General features: G+C 49.4%; 17 protein-coding genes. 6 read left to right on the top strand and 11 right to left on the bottom strand.

Annotated features, from left to right (window positions below; translation table 11 throughout):
- Positions 1–20: 20 nt before the first annotated feature.
- Positions 21–422 carry an acyl-CoA thioester hydrolase YciA gene (gene yciA / locus LA337_10215; protein ID UBI18027.1) on the top strand — a complete coding sequence of 134 codons (402 nt, stop codon included), beginning with the start codon at positions 21–23 and terminating at the stop codon, positions 420–422.
- Between the two features lie 83 nt (positions 423–505).
- Here yciA and tonB read toward each other — a convergent pair whose 3' ends face one another.
- Positions 506–1,222, bottom strand: coding sequence for a TonB system transport protein TonB (gene tonB / locus LA337_10210; protein UBI18437.1), 717 nt, complete (start codon positions 1,220–1,222; stop codon positions 506–508).
- Positions 1,223–1,446: 224 nt separating this feature from the next.
- On the opposite strand from tonB, the gene LA337_10205 reads away from it, so the two are divergent.
- Positions 1,447–1,743 (top strand): YciI family protein, encoded by a 297-nt coding sequence (locus LA337_10205; protein ID UBI18026.1) that lies wholly within the window; start codon positions 1,447–1,449, stop codon positions 1,741–1,743.
- 50 nt (positions 1,744–1,793) lie between these two features.
- Here LA337_10205 and LA337_10200 read toward each other — a convergent pair whose 3' ends face one another.
- Entirely contained in the window at positions 1,794–1,967 is a 174-nt protein-coding gene (locus tag LA337_10200) for a YciY family protein (GenBank protein ID UBI18025.1), read from the bottom strand.
- A 142-nt stretch (positions 1,968–2,109) separates the two neighbouring features.
- On the opposite strand from LA337_10200, the gene cls reads away from it, so the two are divergent.
- On the top strand, positions 2,110–3,570 hold the full coding sequence (gene cls / locus LA337_10195) for a cardiolipin synthase (protein UBI18024.1): 1,461 nt from the start codon (positions 2,110–2,112) through the stop codon (positions 3,568–3,570).
- A gap of 34 nt (positions 3,571–3,604) precedes the next feature.
- Positions 3,605–3,934, top strand: coding sequence for an HI1450 family dsDNA-mimic protein (locus LA337_10190; protein ID UBI18023.1), 330 nt, complete (start codon positions 3,605–3,607; stop codon positions 3,932–3,934).
- A 37-nt stretch (positions 3,935–3,971) separates the two neighbouring features.
- Here LA337_10190 and LA337_10185 read toward each other — a convergent pair whose 3' ends face one another.
- The 7 genes from LA337_10185 to ychE form a co-directional block, all read right to left on the bottom strand.
- Entirely contained in the window at positions 3,972–4,808 is an 837-nt protein-coding gene (locus tag LA337_10185) for an ion transporter (GenBank protein ID UBI18022.1), read from the bottom strand.
- Between the two features lie 46 nt (positions 4,809–4,854).
- Entirely contained in the window at positions 4,855–5,859 is a 1,005-nt protein-coding gene (gene oppF, locus LA337_10180) for a murein tripeptide/oligopeptide ABC transporter ATP-binding protein OppF (GenBank protein UBI18021.1), read from the bottom strand.
- Complete coding sequence (gene oppD, locus LA337_10175) at positions 5,856–6,869, bottom strand: murein tripeptide/oligopeptide ABC transporter ATP-binding protein OppD (protein UBI18020.1); 1,014 nt, start codon at positions 6,867–6,869, stop codon at positions 5,856–5,858. Before oppD ends, oppF begins: the two co-directional genes overlap by 4 nt.
- Before the next feature lie 11 nt (positions 6,870–6,880).
- On the bottom strand, positions 6,881–7,789 hold the full coding sequence (gene oppC / locus LA337_10170; GenBank protein UBI18019.1) for an oligopeptide ABC transporter permease OppC: 909 nt from the start codon (positions 7,787–7,789) through the stop codon (positions 6,881–6,883).
- Positions 7,790–7,803: 14 nt separating this feature from the next.
- The gene (gene oppB / locus LA337_10165) at positions 7,804–8,724 is read right to left on the bottom strand and encodes an oligopeptide ABC transporter permease OppB (protein UBI18018.1); all 921 of its coding nucleotides are present in this window, start codon (positions 8,722–8,724) and stop codon (positions 7,804–7,806) included.
- A gap of 121 nt (positions 8,725–8,845) precedes the next feature.
- Positions 8,846–10,477, bottom strand: a complete 1,632-nt coding sequence (gene oppA / locus LA337_10160; protein ID UBI18017.1) for an oligopeptide ABC transporter substrate-binding protein OppA — start codon at positions 10,475–10,477, stop codon at positions 8,846–8,848.
- A 773-nt stretch (positions 10,478–11,250) separates the two neighbouring features.
- Positions 11,251–11,898 (bottom strand): NAAT family transporter YchE, encoded by a 648-nt coding sequence (gene ychE, locus LA337_10155; protein ID UBI18016.1) that lies wholly within the window; start codon positions 11,896–11,898, stop codon positions 11,251–11,253.
- Positions 11,899–12,385: 487 nt separating this feature from the next.
- On the opposite strand from ychE, the gene adhE reads away from it, so the two are divergent.
- Positions 12,386–15,064 carry a bifunctional acetaldehyde-CoA/alcohol dehydrogenase gene (gene adhE / locus LA337_10150; GenBank protein UBI18015.1) on the top strand — a complete coding sequence of 893 codons (2,679 nt, stop codon included), beginning with the start codon at positions 12,386–12,388 and terminating at the stop codon, positions 15,062–15,064.
- 226 nt (positions 15,065–15,290) lie between these two features.
- Here the strand turns inward: adhE and tdk are convergent, their stop codons facing one another.
- Positions 15,291–15,908, bottom strand: a complete 618-nt coding sequence (gene tdk / locus LA337_10145; protein ID UBI18014.1) for a thymidine kinase — start codon at positions 15,906–15,908, stop codon at positions 15,291–15,293.
- Positions 15,909–16,530: 622 nt separating this feature from the next.
- Between tdk and hns the strand changes: the two genes are divergently transcribed.
- Positions 16,531–16,944 (top strand): DNA-binding transcriptional regulator H-NS, encoded by a 414-nt coding sequence (hns, locus tag LA337_10140; protein ID UBI18013.1) that lies wholly within the window; start codon positions 16,531–16,533, stop codon positions 16,942–16,944.
- 137 nt (positions 16,945–17,081) lie between these two features.
- Here the strand turns inward: hns and galU are convergent, their stop codons facing one another.
- On the bottom strand, positions 17,082–17,990 hold the full coding sequence (galU, locus tag LA337_10135) for a UTP--glucose-1-phosphate uridylyltransferase GalU (GenBank protein UBI18012.1): 909 nt from the start codon (positions 17,988–17,990) through the stop codon (positions 17,082–17,084).
- Positions 17,991–18,126 lie beyond the last annotated feature (136 nt).

The following is an 18,126-nucleotide window of genomic DNA, read 5'->3' as shown; positions in this document are numbered from 1 at the left end:
TCTCTATAGTCGGTTCTACAATGACAACAACGAATAACACTCCCCAGGGCGAACTGGTTTTACGCACTCTGGCTATGCCTGCCGATACCAACGCGAACGGTGATATTTTTGGCGGCTGGCTGATGTCACAAATGGATATAGGCGGCGCTATTCAGGCCAAAGAGATCGCACATGGTCGTGTGGTAACAGTGCGGGTTGAAGGAATGAGCTTTTTGCGCCCGGTCGCCGTAGGCGATGTGGTTTGTTGCTATGCGCGCTGCGTGAAGCGCGGGACGACTTCAATCAGCATTAATATTGAAGTTTGGGTAAAGAAAGTTGCTTCAGAACCTATCGGCCAGCGCTATAAAGCCACCGAAGCCCTGTTTATCTATGTTGCCGTTGATAAAGACGGTAAACCTCGTCCAATCCCTACCCTGGCCTGATAGCTCGCGCCAGCACCGCCTGCCGGAAATCATACTTTTGATCATTACCGGCAGGCGGCGGACCGCCAAATTCGGCCTGACGTTTACTCGATTTGCGTTGTGCCGTTCAGGCGGAAGACAATATTCACTACCAGCCCGGAACCTGGCTTACCGGCCTCATAGCGCCATCTGCGCATTGCATTTTTCACTTCACGCTCAAACATATTCGCAGGCTGTGCGGACAGAACTTCTACATTTTCAACCCGGCCATCCGAGGTTACGTCAAATTTGACCTTCACACGGCCTTCAATGCGCAGCGCCTGGGCACGCGCCGGATACTGCGGCTGATTACGGCTTAAGGCTCGCGGACCAGAAGGTGCGCTCACCGCCGGTTTAGTCGTTGCCGGGGCGCTACTGGTCGTTGGACGCGCAGGCGCAGTATTTTCAAACGGAGACGACTGACGCGGCTCGGCTGGCTTAACATCACGCTTCGGCTGCTCTTCCACCTTTTTCACCGGTTTTGGCTTCGGTTTAGGCTTGGGCTTCGGTTTCTCAATCACTACCGGCGCTTCTTTTGGCGGTTCCGGGATCGGCTCTGGTTCCGGTTCAGGCTCGACGACAGGTTCCGGCGGCGGCTGAACGGCCTGAGGCGGTTCAAGATCGGCAGGCGCAACCATCGTAACGGAGATCGGCTGCGCTGGCGCAGGCAGTTCAATAACCTGATGTACCGAGGTATACAGCAAACCTGCCACTACAGCACCATGAATGCCGACTGAAAGTAACGTAGGCCAGGGAAAGCGACGAGGTAAATCAAGGGTCATTGAAGTCATAATCGTTTCAGTAAAAAAACCAGGCCCTGATTTTAAATGCAAATAGCAATCATATTCAATAAGACCGTGAAGCTAACTGGCATTTAAAACGCGATTTTATGATAAAAAACCATTTCCATAGTATGGCCTTAACATATCAGCTATCTTTCCGTTGCAGTTATCAGGCCTTTCCAATAACGTAAATATGACCTTTTACCCTTCAAGGAGCTCTACCCGTGCTGTACGTTATTTACGCTCAAGATATTGCAGACTCTCTCGAAAAACGTCTTTCTGTACGCCCTGCCCATCTGGCTCGTCTGCAACTCCTGCATGACGAAGGCCGCTTGCTGACTGCAGGCCCCATGCCAGCGGTTGACAGTAACGATCCGGGTGCAGCAGGGTTTACCGGCTCAACGGTGATTGCAGAATTTGAATCTTTAGAAGCCGCGCAGGCGTGGGCTGAAGCCGATCCGTATGTGGCGGCAGGCGTTTATGCGCAGGTTTCAGTAAAACCGTACAAAAAGGTTTTTTAAAAACAGAACGAAAAGCAGACATTGGGCACCGCCAGCGGTGCCCTTTTAGATCAGATACTGTGGATCGCAAACAGCAACGAGTTGCGTTGATGGTTGAGAATGCACTTTCTGATAGTGTGGATACGCATATTACGACGCGATTGTCCTTCAAGCCAACGTGCTTTACGGCGGCTAGCCTGACGCAGCATCCGCCAGCGTCCCACTTCCGTTCTACTACGCTTCATGTTTACTACTCTTTCAGTCACTGAGTGGCCATTATAACGCCACACCGAATGCAGACCAGCGGTTTTCCCGTGTTTTTATTTGCCAGATTAATCCTGATGCGTAAACTCTTAACAATACGCTTTCAAAAGGATTTTTAAATTTATGACAACCTTCTACACCGTGGTGAGTTGGCTGGTCATTCTGGGTTACTGGGTACTCATTGCTGGCGTAACATTACGCATTCTAATGAAACGACGCGCAGTGCCCTCCGCAATGGCCTGGCTTTTGATCATCTATATTCTGCCATTGGTCGGGATCATTGCTTATCTGTCCTTCGGTGAGCTCCACCTGGGTAAACGTCGCGCCGAACGTGCCCGGGCAATGTGGCCGTCAACGGCCAAGTGGCTGAACGACCTTAAAGCCTGTAAGCATATTTTTGCGCAGGAAAACAGCAGCGTCGCCTCATCCTTATTTAAACTGTGCGAGCGTCGTCAAGGAATTGCCGGCGTTAAGGGAAATCAGCTGCAGCTGCTCACCAGTTCAGATGACGTGATGCAGGCATTAATCCGTGATATTCAACTCGCGCGCCACAACATAGAGATGGTGTTCTACATCTGGCAGCCGGGCGGTATGGCCGATCAGGTCGCCGAATCATTAATGGCCGCCGCCAGACGCGGGATTCACTGCCGCCTGATGCTGGACTCGGCGGGCAGCGTGGCGTTCTTCCGTAGCCCATGGGCGGCGATGATGCGTAACGCAGGGATCGAGGTTGTTGAAGCGCTGAAAGTGAACCTGATGCGTGTGTTTTTACGCCGGATGGACCTGCGCCAGCACCGCAAAATGATCATGATCGACAACTACATTGCGTATACCGGCAGCATGAACATGGTCGATCCGCGCTTCTTCAAACAAGATGCTGGCGTTGGGCAATGGGTTGATTTGATGGCAAGAATGGAAGGCCCGGTAGCCACCGCTATGGGCATCGTCTATTCATGCGACTGGGAAATTGAGACCGGAAAGCGCATTTTACCCCCGCCGCCGGACGTCAATATCATGCCGTTTGAGCAGGCCAGCGGCCATACCATTCACACTATCGCCTCGGGTCCTGGTTTCCCAGAAGACTTGATTCATCAGGCGCTGTTAACCGCAGCTTATTCGGCTCGCGAATATTTAATTATGACCACGCCCTACTTTGTTCCCAGCGACGATTTGCTGCACGCCATTTGTACGGCGGCGCAGCGTGGGGTCGACGTCAGTATCATTCTTCCGCGTAAGAATGATTCCCTGTTGGTTGGCTGGGCAAGCCGGGCCTTTTTCACTGAACTGCTGGCGGCAGGCGTCAAAATCTATCAGTTCGAAGGCGGCCTGCTGCACACCAAGAGCGTACTGGTTGATGGCGAGCTGAGCCTGGTCGGTACCGTTAACCTGGATATGCGCAGTCTGTGGCTCAATTTTGAAATCACGCTGGTCATTGACGATGCCGGATTCGGCGGCGATCTCGCCGCCGTGCAGGATGATTATATTTCGCGTTCCCGCCTGCTTGATGCCCGTTTGTGGGTAAAACGACCTCTCTGGCAGCGGATCGCCGAGCGACTGTTTTACTTCTTTAGCCCGTTGCTGTAAAACGTGCCCATCAGACAGTAAACAGGTAGTCATTATGGATATGGATTTGAACAATCGTCTGACTGAAGACGAAACGCTTGAGCAGGCTTACGATATTTTTCTCGAACTGGCTGTGGACAACCTCGATCCGGCAGATATCATTCTGTTTAATTTGCAGTTTGAAGAGCGCGGCGGTGCCGAATTATTCGATCCGGCAGAAGACTGGCAGGAGCATGTTGATTTTGACCTGAACCCTGATTTCTTTGCCGAAGTGGTGATTGGTCTGGCAGATACAGAAGATGGAGAGATTAACGATATTTTTGCGCGCGTTTTATTATGTCGCGAAAAAGATCACAAACTCTGCCATATTCTCTGGCGTGAATAATCAAACAAAAAAGCTGCTCTCGCAGCTTTTTTCATTTTTAGCCCGGTAGTTTACTTCCGCAGCGGTTACAAAACTGCGCGCTATGTTCGTGCTGCGCCTGCTGGCACTGGGGACATTTTCGTTCATTCTGTCGATGCTGGAAAGCGCTGCTCATGTGTGTGGTAATCAATCCCGTCGGTATCGCAATCACCGAGTAACCAATCAGGATAAGCACAGACGCGACCATACGTCCCAACGGCGTGTGCGGCGTGATATCGCCATATCCGACGGTAGTGACCGTTACAATGGCCCAATACACCGACGCATTCAGCGTAGTAAAGCCATATTTTGGCCCTTCTATCAGATACATCATCGCGCCAAAAACCACCATCAGAATGGCAATAAAAGAATAGAACAGCATCAACTGATGCCGGGCGCTTTTTAACGCATTCCAGAACACACGCAGGGAAGGCATAAAGCGCAGCAACTTGAGAATGCGCAGGACACGCAGGACGCGCATCGCCCGCCAGGCGAAGACATAACTCAGACTTATTTCAGGCCATAGCCACATCACATACAGTGGCAGAATAGTGGCCAGGTCGATTATCCCCCAGAAGCTAAACACATATTTAGCAGGGTTGGCCCAGCAGCATAAGCGCAGAAGATATTCGAGAGTAAAGACCAGAGTGATAAAGATCTCCAGCCAGACAAAAATATGCCACTCATCGTAAGTTAAATGGTATTGCGTCCCTACTCCGGACTCAATGAAGATAACAATAACGCTGAGCAAGGCGAACAGCGCGCACAGACCTTCAAAGCGACGCCCGGAACGGGAGTTTAAATCGAATAACTTGCGATAGAGCGCGCGGCGGACGGAAGAGACTAAACCTGGCACAGATACCTCACCAAAAAAAAGGGCTGACCTTTGTCAGCCCTCACGATTATAGCGGGTCTACTTTCAGGCAGGAAACGGCGTGTCGGAAACTTCCTTCGAGAACCGGACGCGTTTTTGCGCATTCCGGTCCGGCAATCGGGCAGCGCGTACGGAACACGCAGCCGGAAGGAGGGTTTATCGGCGACGGTAATTCGCCTTCCAGCAACTGGATAACCTTGTTCCTTTCCTGATCCGGATCGGGGATCGGCACCGCAGACATCAGCGCTTTGGTATATGGATGCAGCGGGTTATGGTACACCTCGTCATAGGTCCCTAATTCCACAGCATGGCCGAGATACATAACCAGCACGCGGTCGGAGATGTGTTTAACCACCGCCAGGTCGTGGGCAATAAAGATTAACGATAATCCCATTTCACGTTGAAGCTGTTGCAGCAGGTTCACCACCTGGGCCTGAATGGATACGTCCAGCGCCGAAACGGGTTCATCGCAAATAATCAGCTTCGGTTCGAGAATCAACGCACGGGCAATACCAATACGCTGACACTGACCACCAGAAAACTCATGCGGGTAGCGGTTAATCAGGTTGGGCAGTAATCCAACCTTCATCATCATCGCCTTCACACGGTCGCGGACTTCCTGACCCGGCAGGTTCGGATGATAAGTCCGCAGCGGTTCGGCAATGATTTCACCAATGGTCATACGCGGGTTTAACGATGCCAGCGGATCCTGGAAAATCATCTGGATATCGCTGCGCACCTCCCGCCACTCATCGGGTTTCATGCCCAGTAAATCTTTACCCAGCCAGGCGACCTTTCCATCAGTGGCTTTCACCAGGCCAATGATCGCACGGGCAAAGGTCGATTTTCCGCAGCCTGATTCGCCTACCACGCCCAGGGTTTCACCTTCATACAGCCGTAGGGTTACGCCATCAACCGCCTTCAGGGTTTTAGACGGTTGCCAGAACCACTGTTTGCCATCTTTAATGTCGAAATGGACTTTAAGATCGGCAATCTCCAGGAGCACTTTTCGTTGTTCGGTGACCGCATTCATACCAGTTCCTCCACCGGTTTAAAGCAGGCGCGCAGACGGCCCGGACTAAATTCCTCCAGTGGCGGAGCGCTGCTACAGATGTCCATCGCATGCGGGCAACGCGGCTGGAATGGACAGCCTTTTGGCAGGCGCAGCAGGTTCGGAGGGTTGCCAGGGATAGTCAGCATCTCTTCCCCTTCGGCATCCAGACGAGGTACGGCATTCAGTAAACCAATTGAATACGGATGAACGGGTTTATAAAAGACATCCCGCGCGCTACCGTATTCCATAGTGCGTCCGGCGTACATCACCAGAACTTTATCGCAAATACCAGCAACAACCCCCAGGTCGTGGGTGATCATGATAATCGCGGTGTTGAATTCACTTTTCAGTTCATTCAGCAGCGTCATGATTTGCGCCTGTACCGTCACATCGAGTGCGGTGGTCGGCTCATCGGCTATCAGTAATTTAGGCCTGCACAATAGCGCCATGGCGATCATTACGCGCTGACGCATGCCGCCGGAGAATTCATGCGGATACATTTTCATGCGCTTACGCGCTTCCGGCATTTTCACCGCATCCAGCATTCTGACAGACTCTTCAAAAGCTTCCGCTTTGCTCATGCCTTTATGCAGCATCAGAACTTCCATCAACTGCTCGCCAACCCGCATGTACGGATTGAGGGAGGTCATCGGGTCCTGGAAAATCATCGAGATTTGCTCAGCGCGCAGTTTGTTCAGCTCACGTTCCGGTAAGTTCAGAATTTCACGCCCATTGAAGGTTGCAGAACCTCCGATACGGCCATTTTCGGCCAGCAGGCCCATCAGAGCAAAGGCCGTTTGCGATTTACCCGAGCCGGATTCCCCGACAATCCCCAGCGTTTCTCCGGCTCGCAGAGAAAAGTTTAAATCGTTGACCGCAGTCACATCGCCATCGGGGGTGGCAAACGTCACGCGCAGATCTTTTACGTTCAGCAGTGCGTTAGCCTGTTGTTGCGCGAGCGGCGCGGTTGAGGTTTCAATTACGCTCATGGCTGCACTCCTTAACGGTCTTTCGGGTCGAGGGCATCACGCAGGCCATCGCCAATAAAGTTAAAACAGAACAAAGTGACCACCAGGAAACCTGCCGGGAACAGCAGCAGCCATGGTGAGACTTCCATCGAGTTGGCACCATCACTGAGCAGCGCGCCCCAACTACTTAACGGTTCTTGCGTACCTAATCCCAAAAAGCTGAGGAAGGATTCAAACAGAATCATGCTCGGCACCAGCAATGAAGCGTATACCACCACTACGCCCAGCACGTTCGGCACAATATGACGGATAACGATGCGTACGGTAGACACTCCACCCACTTGTGCTGCTTCAATGAACTCTTTGCGCTTGAGACTCAGCGTTTGTCCACGCACGATACGCGCCATATCGAGCCAGGAGACCATTCCGATAGCAACAAAAATCAGCAGGATATTTTGTCCAAAGAAGGTAACCAGCAGGATCACAAAGAACATGAAAGGGAAGGAGTTGAGGATTTCCAGCAGACGCATCATCACCGAGTCGATTTTACCGCCGAGATAGCCCGACAGAGAGCCGTACAGCGTACCGACGACTACCGCCACCAGCGCCGCGGCAATGCCGACCATCAGCGAGATACGCCCGCCAATCGCCACACGAACCAGCAGGTCACGACCCGACGAGTCGGTGCCGAAATAGTGTCCGGACTCCGTATCCGGCGCGCTGGACATCATGCCCCAGTCGGTATCGAAGTAGGTAAACTGCGACAGCATCGGCGCCAGCGTCACAAACAACGCAATGATCACCAGCACCACCAGGCTTGCTACCGCCGCGCGGTTATGCATAAAGCGTCGACGCGCGTCTTGCCACAGGCTGCGGCCTTCGACCTCCAGCTTTTCACTGAAATTCTCCAGCGCTTCGCTGTTTTTCTTACTTAACATCATAGCGAGCTCCAGTATCAGTAACGAATTTTCGGGTCGATAACGGCATACAGCACATCGACAATCGCGTTAAACACGATGGTCAGCGTACCCACCAGAATGGTCAGGCTCAGAACCAGCGAATAGTCGCGGTTTAACGCGCCATTGACGAACAGTTGGCCAATGCCCGGCAAACCATAGATGGTTTCAATAACCATCGAACCGGTGATAATGCCGACAAATGCTGGCCCCATATAGGACAGCACGGGCAACAGCGCAGGTTTTAACGCATGGCGGAAAATAATCCGCCGCATCGGCAGCCCTTTAGCGCGTGCGGTACGAATAAAGTTAGAGTGCAGTACTTCAATCATCGAGCCGCGAGTAATACGGGCGATACTGGCGATATAGGCCAGTGACAAGGCCACCATCGGCAGGATCATAAATTTCAGCGCCCCGCCGTTCCAGCCCCCGCCGGGTAGCCATTTCAAGGTTATGGCAAATATCATGACCAATAAGGGAGCGACCACGAAACTGGGGATAACGACCCCGGTCATTGCCACCCCCATCACCGTGTAGTCCCAGCGCGTATTTTGCTTCAGCGCGGCTATCACCCCGGCGCTAACGCCCACGAGGACGGCCAGAATAAAGGCGGCAGCGCCAAGCTTCGCAGAAACCGGAAAGCTCGAGGCAACGAGGTCGTTTACCGTATAGTCTTTATATTTAAAGGATGGCCCAAAATCGCCATGTGCCAGCTGCTTCAGATAGCTGAAGTACTGCGTCGAGATAGGATCATTCAGATGATATTTCGCTTCAATATTTGCCAGTACCTCTGGCGGTAACGCGCGTTCTCCGGTAAATGGGCTTCCCGGCGCAAGGCGCATCATAAAGAATGAAATTGTAATAAGAATAAATAGCGTCGGAATCGCTTCCAGACAGCGACGTAATATGAATTTTAACATTGCCCGTACCTTCTGGCGTGTGCCTTTATACCCCTTTTGCCCCGACGTTCAGGTAAAGCGGTATTTATAGTTCGAAGAAAAAGACACTGTGGGGCAACCTTGATCGCCCCACGTCTTGCCATTAATGCTTGATAATATACAAGTCTTTAACGTGGATATTATCCATCGGGTCTTTACCGGAGTATCCGCCAACCCATGGTTTCACCAGGCGGGCGTTCACATAGTAATAAACCGGTACAATCGCAGAATCTTTATCCAACTGCTGCTCTGCTTTTGAATACAGTTCGCTACGCTGTGCTTCGTCGGTCACTTTCAGCGTATCCGCAATCAGCTTATCAAACGCCGGGCTCTTATAATGGACGGTGTTGTTAGAGCTGTCGGAAAGCACCATGTTCAGGAAGGAGGTTGGTTCGTTGTAATCCGCACACCAGCCAGCACGCGAAACATCATAGTTACCCTGATGGCGCGTATCGAGGAATGTTTTCCACTCCTGATTTTCCAGCTTCACGTTGGCGCCCAGATTTTTCTTCCAGATAGATGCCGCGGCGATAGCCAGCTTCTTGTGCAGGTCTGAGGTATTATACAGCAGGTCAAAGGTCAACGGTTTTTCAGCGGTATAACCGGCTTCAGCCAGCAGTTTTTTCGCTTCTTCGTTGCGTTTTTCCTGTGACCATTTGAACCACTCTGGCTCAACCAGTTTCGCGCCATCGGTGTAAGGAGGGGTAAAGCTATACGCAGGCAGGTCGCCCTGATTTTTCACTTTGTTGACGATAATGTCACGATCCATCGCCAGTTTCAGGGCAGTACGGACACGAACATCGTTGAACGGCGCTTTCTGGTTGTTGATTTCGTAATAATAGGTGCACAGATACGGGTCAACGTGAACTTCGTTCGGGATTTCTTTTTTCAGTTTCTGGAATAACTCGATCGGCATGTTGTTATAGGTCATGTCGATTTCGCCGCTGCGATAGCGGTTAACGTCAGTCACTTCAGAAGCAATTGGCAGGTAGGTCACCTGGTTAATCACCGTTTTAGCGTTGTCCCAGTAATTGGCATTACGTTCAAGTACAATGCGCTCGTTGACCACCCAATCTTTCAGTTTGTATGCGCCATTGGTGACGATATTAGCGGGCTGGGTCCATTTCTCACCGTATTTTTCAACCGCGGCTTTAGGAACCGGTGAAACAGATGAGTGCACAAGCAGTTTGTAGAAATAAGGAACAGGCTCGCTCAGAGTGACTTCAAAGGTATGGTCATCAAGAGCTTTAACACCGAGATCGGTGACCGGCTTTTTGCCGGCGATAATATCATCAATATTGACGATGTGACCGTACTGCAAATAACTGGCGTACGGTGACGCGGTATTTGGGTTAGCCAGTCGTTGCCAGCTATACACGAAATCTTGCGCGGTGACAGGCGTGCCGTCAGACCACTTAGCATCTTTACGCAGATGGAATGTCCAGACTTTAAAATCTTTATTTTCCCATTTTTCAGCCACGCCAGGCGATGGTTTGCCATCGACATCACTGATTAATAAACCTTCAAACAGATCGCGGCTAATGTTGGACTCAGGTACACCTTCGATTTTATGCGGATCGAGCGACTGAACTTCCGAACCATTATTACGCACCAGAGTCTGCTTTTCAGCAAGCTGTACTCCCGCTGGCACAACTGCCGCCGTGGCAACATTTCCAGCGACTAGCGCAGTTAAGATCCCCGCAGCTACTAAACTTTTTTTGGTGATGTTAGTCATTGTGTTTGTACTCCCTCATTATTATGGCTGGTTTTTTAACCAGACTGTTAATCCTGTCAGGATCACTGTACGGCATCGGAGATTTTCTGCCGTCAGGTCGTTTTTTGTTTTTACTGCTTGCTATCACCGACTTTATTTATTCTGGCGATTCGTATGACCGCCTTACGTCGATTATCTACGTGCCTCCCCTGCCGGAAACACGCTATTACTCTGTTGAGAGAAACTAACTGCAAATGATTCTCATCAACGTGAATTCTTCTGCATAATACCTGGCCGGAAAGTATCAAATGCGTTTCTTAACCGCCAATACATTTTACAAATTTGTTAACCAATTCTCTTTTATTGGAAATAAATCTCACTAAGAAAGTCTTACGAATGAAGGCCTGTTATAATAAATCTATAAAAATCAATGCACTACATCAAGCACGGTGTTAACTACCCTGTCCGGAGTCAACATCATGCCAAAATGCACATAAATTTAACAATTGGTTATTAATTAGCACATTCAACTGAAAAAAACGCTGAAATAACTAATAACATTTCGATAATCCTTCAGCAAGCCCCAGAGTATGATGTTAATTAAATAACAGCGATATCAGACTCTCTCTGGCGGACGGATGAGTGTTACATTCATAAAATCAATGAATAAACAAATGAATAACCATCAGCATTTTTTATTATTACTATGCTGATTTTCAACTTTAGTGAGAAGTTTTACTAATAATGAAAAGAAACGGAGCCGCAAGCGGCTCCGTTTATCCCGCAGAGGGATATCAGGCAAGCAAACCGGGGAAAATGGACTTGATTCCAGTCACGATGAATTCGATCCCCAGAGCCATCAACAACAACCCCATAATACGCGTAATGACGTTGATGCCGGTCTGGCCTAACAGTCGTACCAGCCATGGCGCCATGCGAAACAGTCCCCAACAGCACAGGGCAAACAACGCAATCGCGACGAAAAAGCCAAACAGGTTAATTGCACTGTGATAGCGCGTACCCCAAACGATAGTTGAGCTTATCGCCCCAGGTCCCGCCATCAGCGGCAACGCCAGTGGCACTACACCAATACTTTCACGAATTGCTGTTTCTGATTTTTCCTGTTTGTTTTGCTTATCTTCGCCAAGTTTTCCGCTAATCATCGACATCGCGATAGTCACTACCAGAATGCCGCCGGCAATCCTGAACGAATCGATCGAGATACCGAAGAGTTGCAAAATACCGTCGCCAAGGAACAGTGAAGTCCACAGGATGATAGCAACTGACAGGTTTGCAGTGAGGTTGGTTTTGTTTCGCGCAGCAGCCGTTTGATAGCTGGTCATACTGATAAAGACAGGGATGATCCCTACCGGGTTGACCAATGCAAATAACCCAATGAAAAATTTAAAATAGACAGGAAAATCAAATAGCGTTTGGGTCACGGTTAGCTCCGAAGCGTTAGCCGGATAAAATGAGTCATAAAAATTGATAAAATCCGCGCTGAAGATACGCCTTTTGTCAGCATACTTCACCTCCTATCTGCGTATATCTACGTAAATACGCTACCAATAGTTAGTGTTATTAATATGTATTGAATATGCTAATGTTATTAGCATTCACCCCATCAATTTGTTAACACTTACCGATAAACGCTAAAAGGGCCTGCTGAAAGGTGTCAGCTTTGCTAAATCTTGATCCAGATCACGCAATTACTACTCAGAAGTGAGTAATCTTGCTTACGCCACTTGGAGATAACGCGTTAGAGTTAACTGGCGCTAGTGCATAAGCTCTTTTAGTAAATCAAGGTAAAGTGGACGTTAATTAACCGTTTGATTTTCAAAACGTTACACAAATTTTCGTCGGTCTGTCTATACTCTCGTATCGAGCAGATGATTTACTAAAAAAGTTTAACATTATCAGGAGAGCATTATGGCTGTTACTAATGTCGCTGAACTTAACGCACTTGTAGAGCGCGTAAAAAAAGCCCAGCGTGAATATGCCAGTTTCACTCAAGAACAGGTTGACAAAATCTTCCGTGCCGCCGCTCTGGCCGCCGCAGACGCTCGAATCCCTCTCGCGAAAATGGCCGTTGCCGAATCTGGCATGGGCATCGTCGAAGATAAAGTGATTAAAAACCACTTCGCTTCCGAATACATTTATAACGCATATAAAGACGAAAAAACCTGTGGCGTGCTGTCTGAAGACGACACTTTCGGTACCATTACCATTGCTGAACCGATCGGTATCATTTGCGGTATCGTTCCAACCACCAACCCGACTTCTACTGCAATCTTCAAATCTCTGATCAGCCTGAAGACGCGTAACGCCATCATCTTCTCTCCGCACCCACGTGCTAAAGATGCAACCAACAAAGCAGCTGACATCGTTCTGCAGGCAGCCATCGCTGCTGGCGCCCCGAAAGATCTGATCGGCTGGATCGATCAACCTTCCGTAGAACTGTCTAACGCGCTGATGCACCACCCGGACATCAATCTGATCCTTGCGACAGGTGGCCCAGGCATGGTTAAAGCAGCATACAGCTCTGGTAAACCGGCAATCGGCGTAGGCGCAGGTAACACCCCGGTTGTTATCGACGAAACCGCTGATATCAAACGTGCTGTTGCATCTGTTCTGATGTCTAAAACCTTCGATAACGGCGTAATTTGTGCTTCTGAACAGTCTGTTGTCGTTGTTGACTCCGTCTACGACGCAGTGCGTGAGCGTTTCGCGACTCACGGCGGCTACATGCTGCAAGGCAAAGAGCTGAAAGCAGTCCAGGACGTTATCCTGAAGAATGGCGCGCTGAACGCGGCTATCGTTGGTCAGCCGGCATACAAAATTGCTGAACTGGCAGGCTTCTCCGTACCAGAAACCACTAAGATTCTGATTGGTGAAGTTAAAGTTGTTGACGAAAGCGAACCGTTTGCTCACGAGAAACTGTCTCCAACGCTGGCAATGTACCGTGCGAAAGATTTCGAAGACGCCGTTATTAAAGCTGAAAAACTGGTTGCGATGGGCGGTATCGGTCATACCTCTTGCCTGTACACCGACCAGGACAATCAGCCAGAACGTGTTGCTTACTTCGGTCAGATGATGAAAACCGCACGTATCCTGATTAACACCCCAGCATCTCAGGGTGGTATCGGTGACCTGTACAACTTCAAACTCGCGCCTTCCCTGACTCTGGGTTGTGGTTCCTGGGGTGGTAACTCCATCTCTGAAAACGTTGGTCCTAAGCACCTGATCAACAAGAAAACCGTTGCTAAGCGAGCTGAAAACATGTTGTGGCACAAACTTCCGAAATCTATCTACTTCCGTCGTGGCTCTCTGCCAATCGCACTGGATGAAGTGATTACCGATGGTCACAAACGTGCGCTGATCGTGACCGACCGCTTCCTGTTTAACAATGGCTACGCTGACCAGATCACTTCTGTTCTGAAAGCTGCTGGCGTTGAAACCGAAGTGTTCTTTGAAGTTGAAGCTGACCCAACTCTGAGCGTTGTACGTAAAGGTGCTGAGCTGGCTAACTCCTTCAAACCAGACGTGATCATCGCGCTGGGTGGTGGTTCCCCGATGGACGCCGCGAAAATCATGTGGGTTATGTACGAACATCCAGAAACCCACTTCGAAGAACTGGCGCTGCGCTTTATGGACATCCGTAAACGTATCTACAAGTTCCCGAAAATGGGCGTGAAAGCGAAGATGGTTGCCGTCACCACCACTTCCGGTACCGGCTCTGAAGTAACTCCGTTTGCGGTCGTTACTGACGATGCAACGGGTCAGAAATATCCGCTGGCTGACTATGCGCTGACTCCGGATATGGCGATTGTTGACGCCAACCTGGTTATGGATATGCCGAAGTCACTGTGTGCGTTCGGTGGTCTGGATGCAGTAACTCACGCTCTGGAAGCTTACGTTTCCGTACTGGCTTCTGAGTTCTCTGACGGTCAGGCTCTGCAAGCGCTGAAACTGCTGAAAGAAAACCTGCCAGCGTCTTACCATGAAGGTTCTAAAAACCCGGTAGCGCGTGAGCGTGTACACAGTGCAGCAACCATCGCCGGTATCGCGTTTGCTAACGCCTTCCTGGGTGTATGTCACTCAATGGCGCACAAGCTGGGTTCTCAGTTCCACATTCCTCACGGTCTGGCGAACGCCCTGCTGATCAGCAACGTTATTCGTTATAACGCCAACGACAACCCGACTAAACAGACTGCATTCAGCCAGTACGACCGTCCGCAGGCTCGTCGTCGCTACGCTGAAATCGCAGACCATCTGGGTCTGAGCGCACCGGGTGACCGTACTGCTGCAAAAATCCAGAAACTGCTGGCCTGGCTGGAAGAAATCAAAGCTGAACTGGGTATTCCTAAGTCTATCCGTGAAGCTGGCGTTCAGGAAGCTGACTTCCTGGCACACGTGGACAAACTGTCTGAAGATGCGTTTGATGACCAGTGTACTGGTGCTAACCCACGTTATCCGCTGATTGCTGAACTGAAACAGATCCTGCTTGATACCTACTACGGTCGCGAATACAGCGAAGGCCAGGCCGCCGCTAAGACTGAAGCAGTAGCAGCACCGAAAGCTGAGAAGAAAGCGAAGAAATCCGCTTAATTCGTCCAGATAAGTTTTAGTTTCACCATAAACGGTCCCTGATGGGACCGTTTTTTTTTACGTCTTGCTTTTTTAAAATCGGCGTATGACCCATTCAGCAGCGTGTAGAGAAGTGTGACCAGGAGGATATGAGAATATCGTCAGGAGAGAGCCTGACAGGGTAGCGAACATTAGCGAATGGTCGTAAGCCTACCCCGTGCTAATAAGCGCCCAGAAGCGCGTAGAGTTAGTCGTGGCAATGCCGTTCTTGTATCGCCGTCAGAGAGCCCTCAGACTGTGCCTGTTTATAATGCTTACGACATACCGATACATAGCGTTCATTCCCACCGATCACCACCTGCTCGCCCTCATTATAAGGTCTTCCAGACTGATCAAGTCGTAACACCATGCTGGCCTTACGCCCACAGAAACAAATGGTTTTTAATTCAACCAGTTTATCTGACCATGCCAGCAGGTATTCGCTACCGCCAAATAACTCACCGCGGAAATCTGTGCGCAACCCATAGCACAGCACGGGAATATCCAGCCGATCGACCACTTCAGATAATTCATAAACCTGCTGTCGAGTCAGAAACTGCGACTCATCCACCAGTACGCAGTGAATTCTTTGCTGTTCATTCTCAGCGCGAATCTCTTCGAACAATGATGAATTTTGGTTAAACAATTTTGCAGGTGACGACAGACCTATACGTGAACTTACTTTTCCAGCGCCAAAGCGGTCATCAATTTCCGCTGTATATACAACGGCACGCATCCCACGTTCCTGATAATTGTACGAAGATTGCAGCAATGCAGTCGACTTACCGGCATTCATTGCAGAATAGTAAAAATATAGCTGTGCCATTGAGCGTAGGCCCTCACCCGGGGAAATAAATATGGGCGGGATTGTAGCATATTTCACGAAAGTGTCGGTGTAGCGTTGTCCGCAAAGGCGTATAAATGCACGTGCATACTCGTTCAGTGATGCCTAAATAACCGGCCCTTTAAGCTACAAGGGAGCGTGAGTACACTCAGACATAGCTCAGGCAGCCTGAAACTGGACGGGTATATACACACTCTTTCACAAATAGTGCTCATGAAATTTATCCATGCCACTTATCTTCTTGCGGCAATAAAGAAACCCTTTCCTTATTGTTATTGAATCTACCCACTGTCACCATGTATTAGTGAATTCATGTAAGCAAAACTAATACAAAAGGTTGAAATCACTGCAAAGAGATACTATTTGTACACCATAAAATGTGACCTGAATCTTGAATTTTTACTCTCAGCCGCGGAGAAGCCCCCTCACCAATAAGCCTTTTTTATGCCCAACATCGTGGTGAATTTAAGACAGATGAATTAATTCTGATACTAAATAAAGCGCAATTTTGAATTCCTTACATTCCTGGCTATTGCACAACTGAATTTATCGCTCTATTATTAGCTCAACAAACCACCCCCAATATAAGTTTGAGATTACTACAATGAGCGAAGCACTTAAAATTCTGAACAACATCCGTACTCTTCGTGCGCAGGCAAGAGAATGTACTCTGGAAACGCTTGAAGAAATGCTGGAAAAATTAGAAGTTGTTGTTAGCGAGCGCCGTGAAGAAGAAAGCGCTGCAGCTGCTGAAGTTGAAGAACGTACTCGTAAACTGCAACAATATCGTGAAATGCTGATCGCTGACGGCATTGATCCGAACGAACTGCTGAATAGCATGGCTGCTGTTAAATCTGGCACCAAAGCTAAACGCGCTGCGCGTCCGGCTAAATATAGCTACGTTGACGAAAACGGTGAAACTAAAACCTGGACTGGCCAGGGTCGTACACCGGCTGTGATCAAAAAAGCGATGGAAGAACAAGGTAAACAACTGGACGATTTCCTGATCAAGGAATAATTCAGAAATAGTTTGCTTAAAATCCCGCCACTGGCGGGATTTTTTTTACCTGTACTTCACACAGTCCCTACCCGGATTAGGTATAAAAAAACGGTGCTGGATTAGCAGCACCGTTCAGACCTGATAATACCAGGAGGTTACTTCTTAATACCCATCTCATCTTCCAGCCAGGCTTTAAATTCAGCGCCGAGAGTATTATGGCGAATACCATATTCAACGAACGCCTGCATATAGCCCAGCTTATTACCACAGTCATGGCTTTTGCCCTTCATGTGATAAGCTTCAACCGTTTCTTTTTCAATCAGCATATCGATAGCATCGGTCAGCTGAATTTCGTCACCCGCTCCTGGAGGCGTTTTTGCCAGCAGAGGCCAGATATCCGCACTAAGGACGTAGCGTCCCACCACGGCCAGATTAGATGGCGCAACATTCGCTTTCGGTTTTTCAACAACGCCAACCATCGGTACGCTTTCGCCTGGCGCTAATTCAACGCCTTTACAATCAACAACACCATAAGCGGTAACATCTTCTACCGGCTCAACCATAATCTGGCTGCTGCCTGTTTCATCAAAACGATGAATCATTTCGGCAAGGTTGTCGCGTGATAAATCAGATTCGTATTCGTCGAGAATCACGTCCGGCAGGATAACGGCAACCGGCTCATCACCAACAACCGGGTGCGCGCACAATACCGCGTGGCCCAGACCTTTGGCCAGCCCCTGACGCACCTGCATAATAGTGACATGCGGCGGACAAATAGATTGCACTTCTTCCAGAAGCTGGCGTTTTACACGTTTCTCCAGCATAGCTTCAAGTTCAAAGCTGGTATCGAAGTGGTTTTCAATAGAATTTTTAGACGAGTGAGTTACAAGTACAATTTCAGTGATGCCCGCAGCAATACATTCGTTTACGACGTACTGAATTAATGGCTTATCAACCAACGGTAGCATCTCTTTCGGGATTGCTTTCGTAGCCGGTAACATCCTGGTTCCTAATCCCGCAACCGGGATAACGGCCTTTTTGACTTTTGAATTAAGGGCAGCCATTTAAAACTCTCCTGGACTGTTCATGTATTGAACGTGTTCATCAATCTGTATCGCATCCAAGTATATCAGTACCGCGACAAGCTTCTGGTCTGAAAAGGACGCGCATCGGTATAATTAAGATAAATACGAATAAATC

The organism is Citrobacter europaeus, from assembly GCA_020099315.1.
In the GTDB taxonomy this organism is placed as follows: Bacteria; Pseudomonadota; Gammaproteobacteria; order Enterobacterales; family Enterobacteriaceae; genus Citrobacter; species Citrobacter europaeus.
Note: the sequence above shows the minus strand (reverse complement) of the source record. Positions and strands in the feature narration are given on the sequence as shown.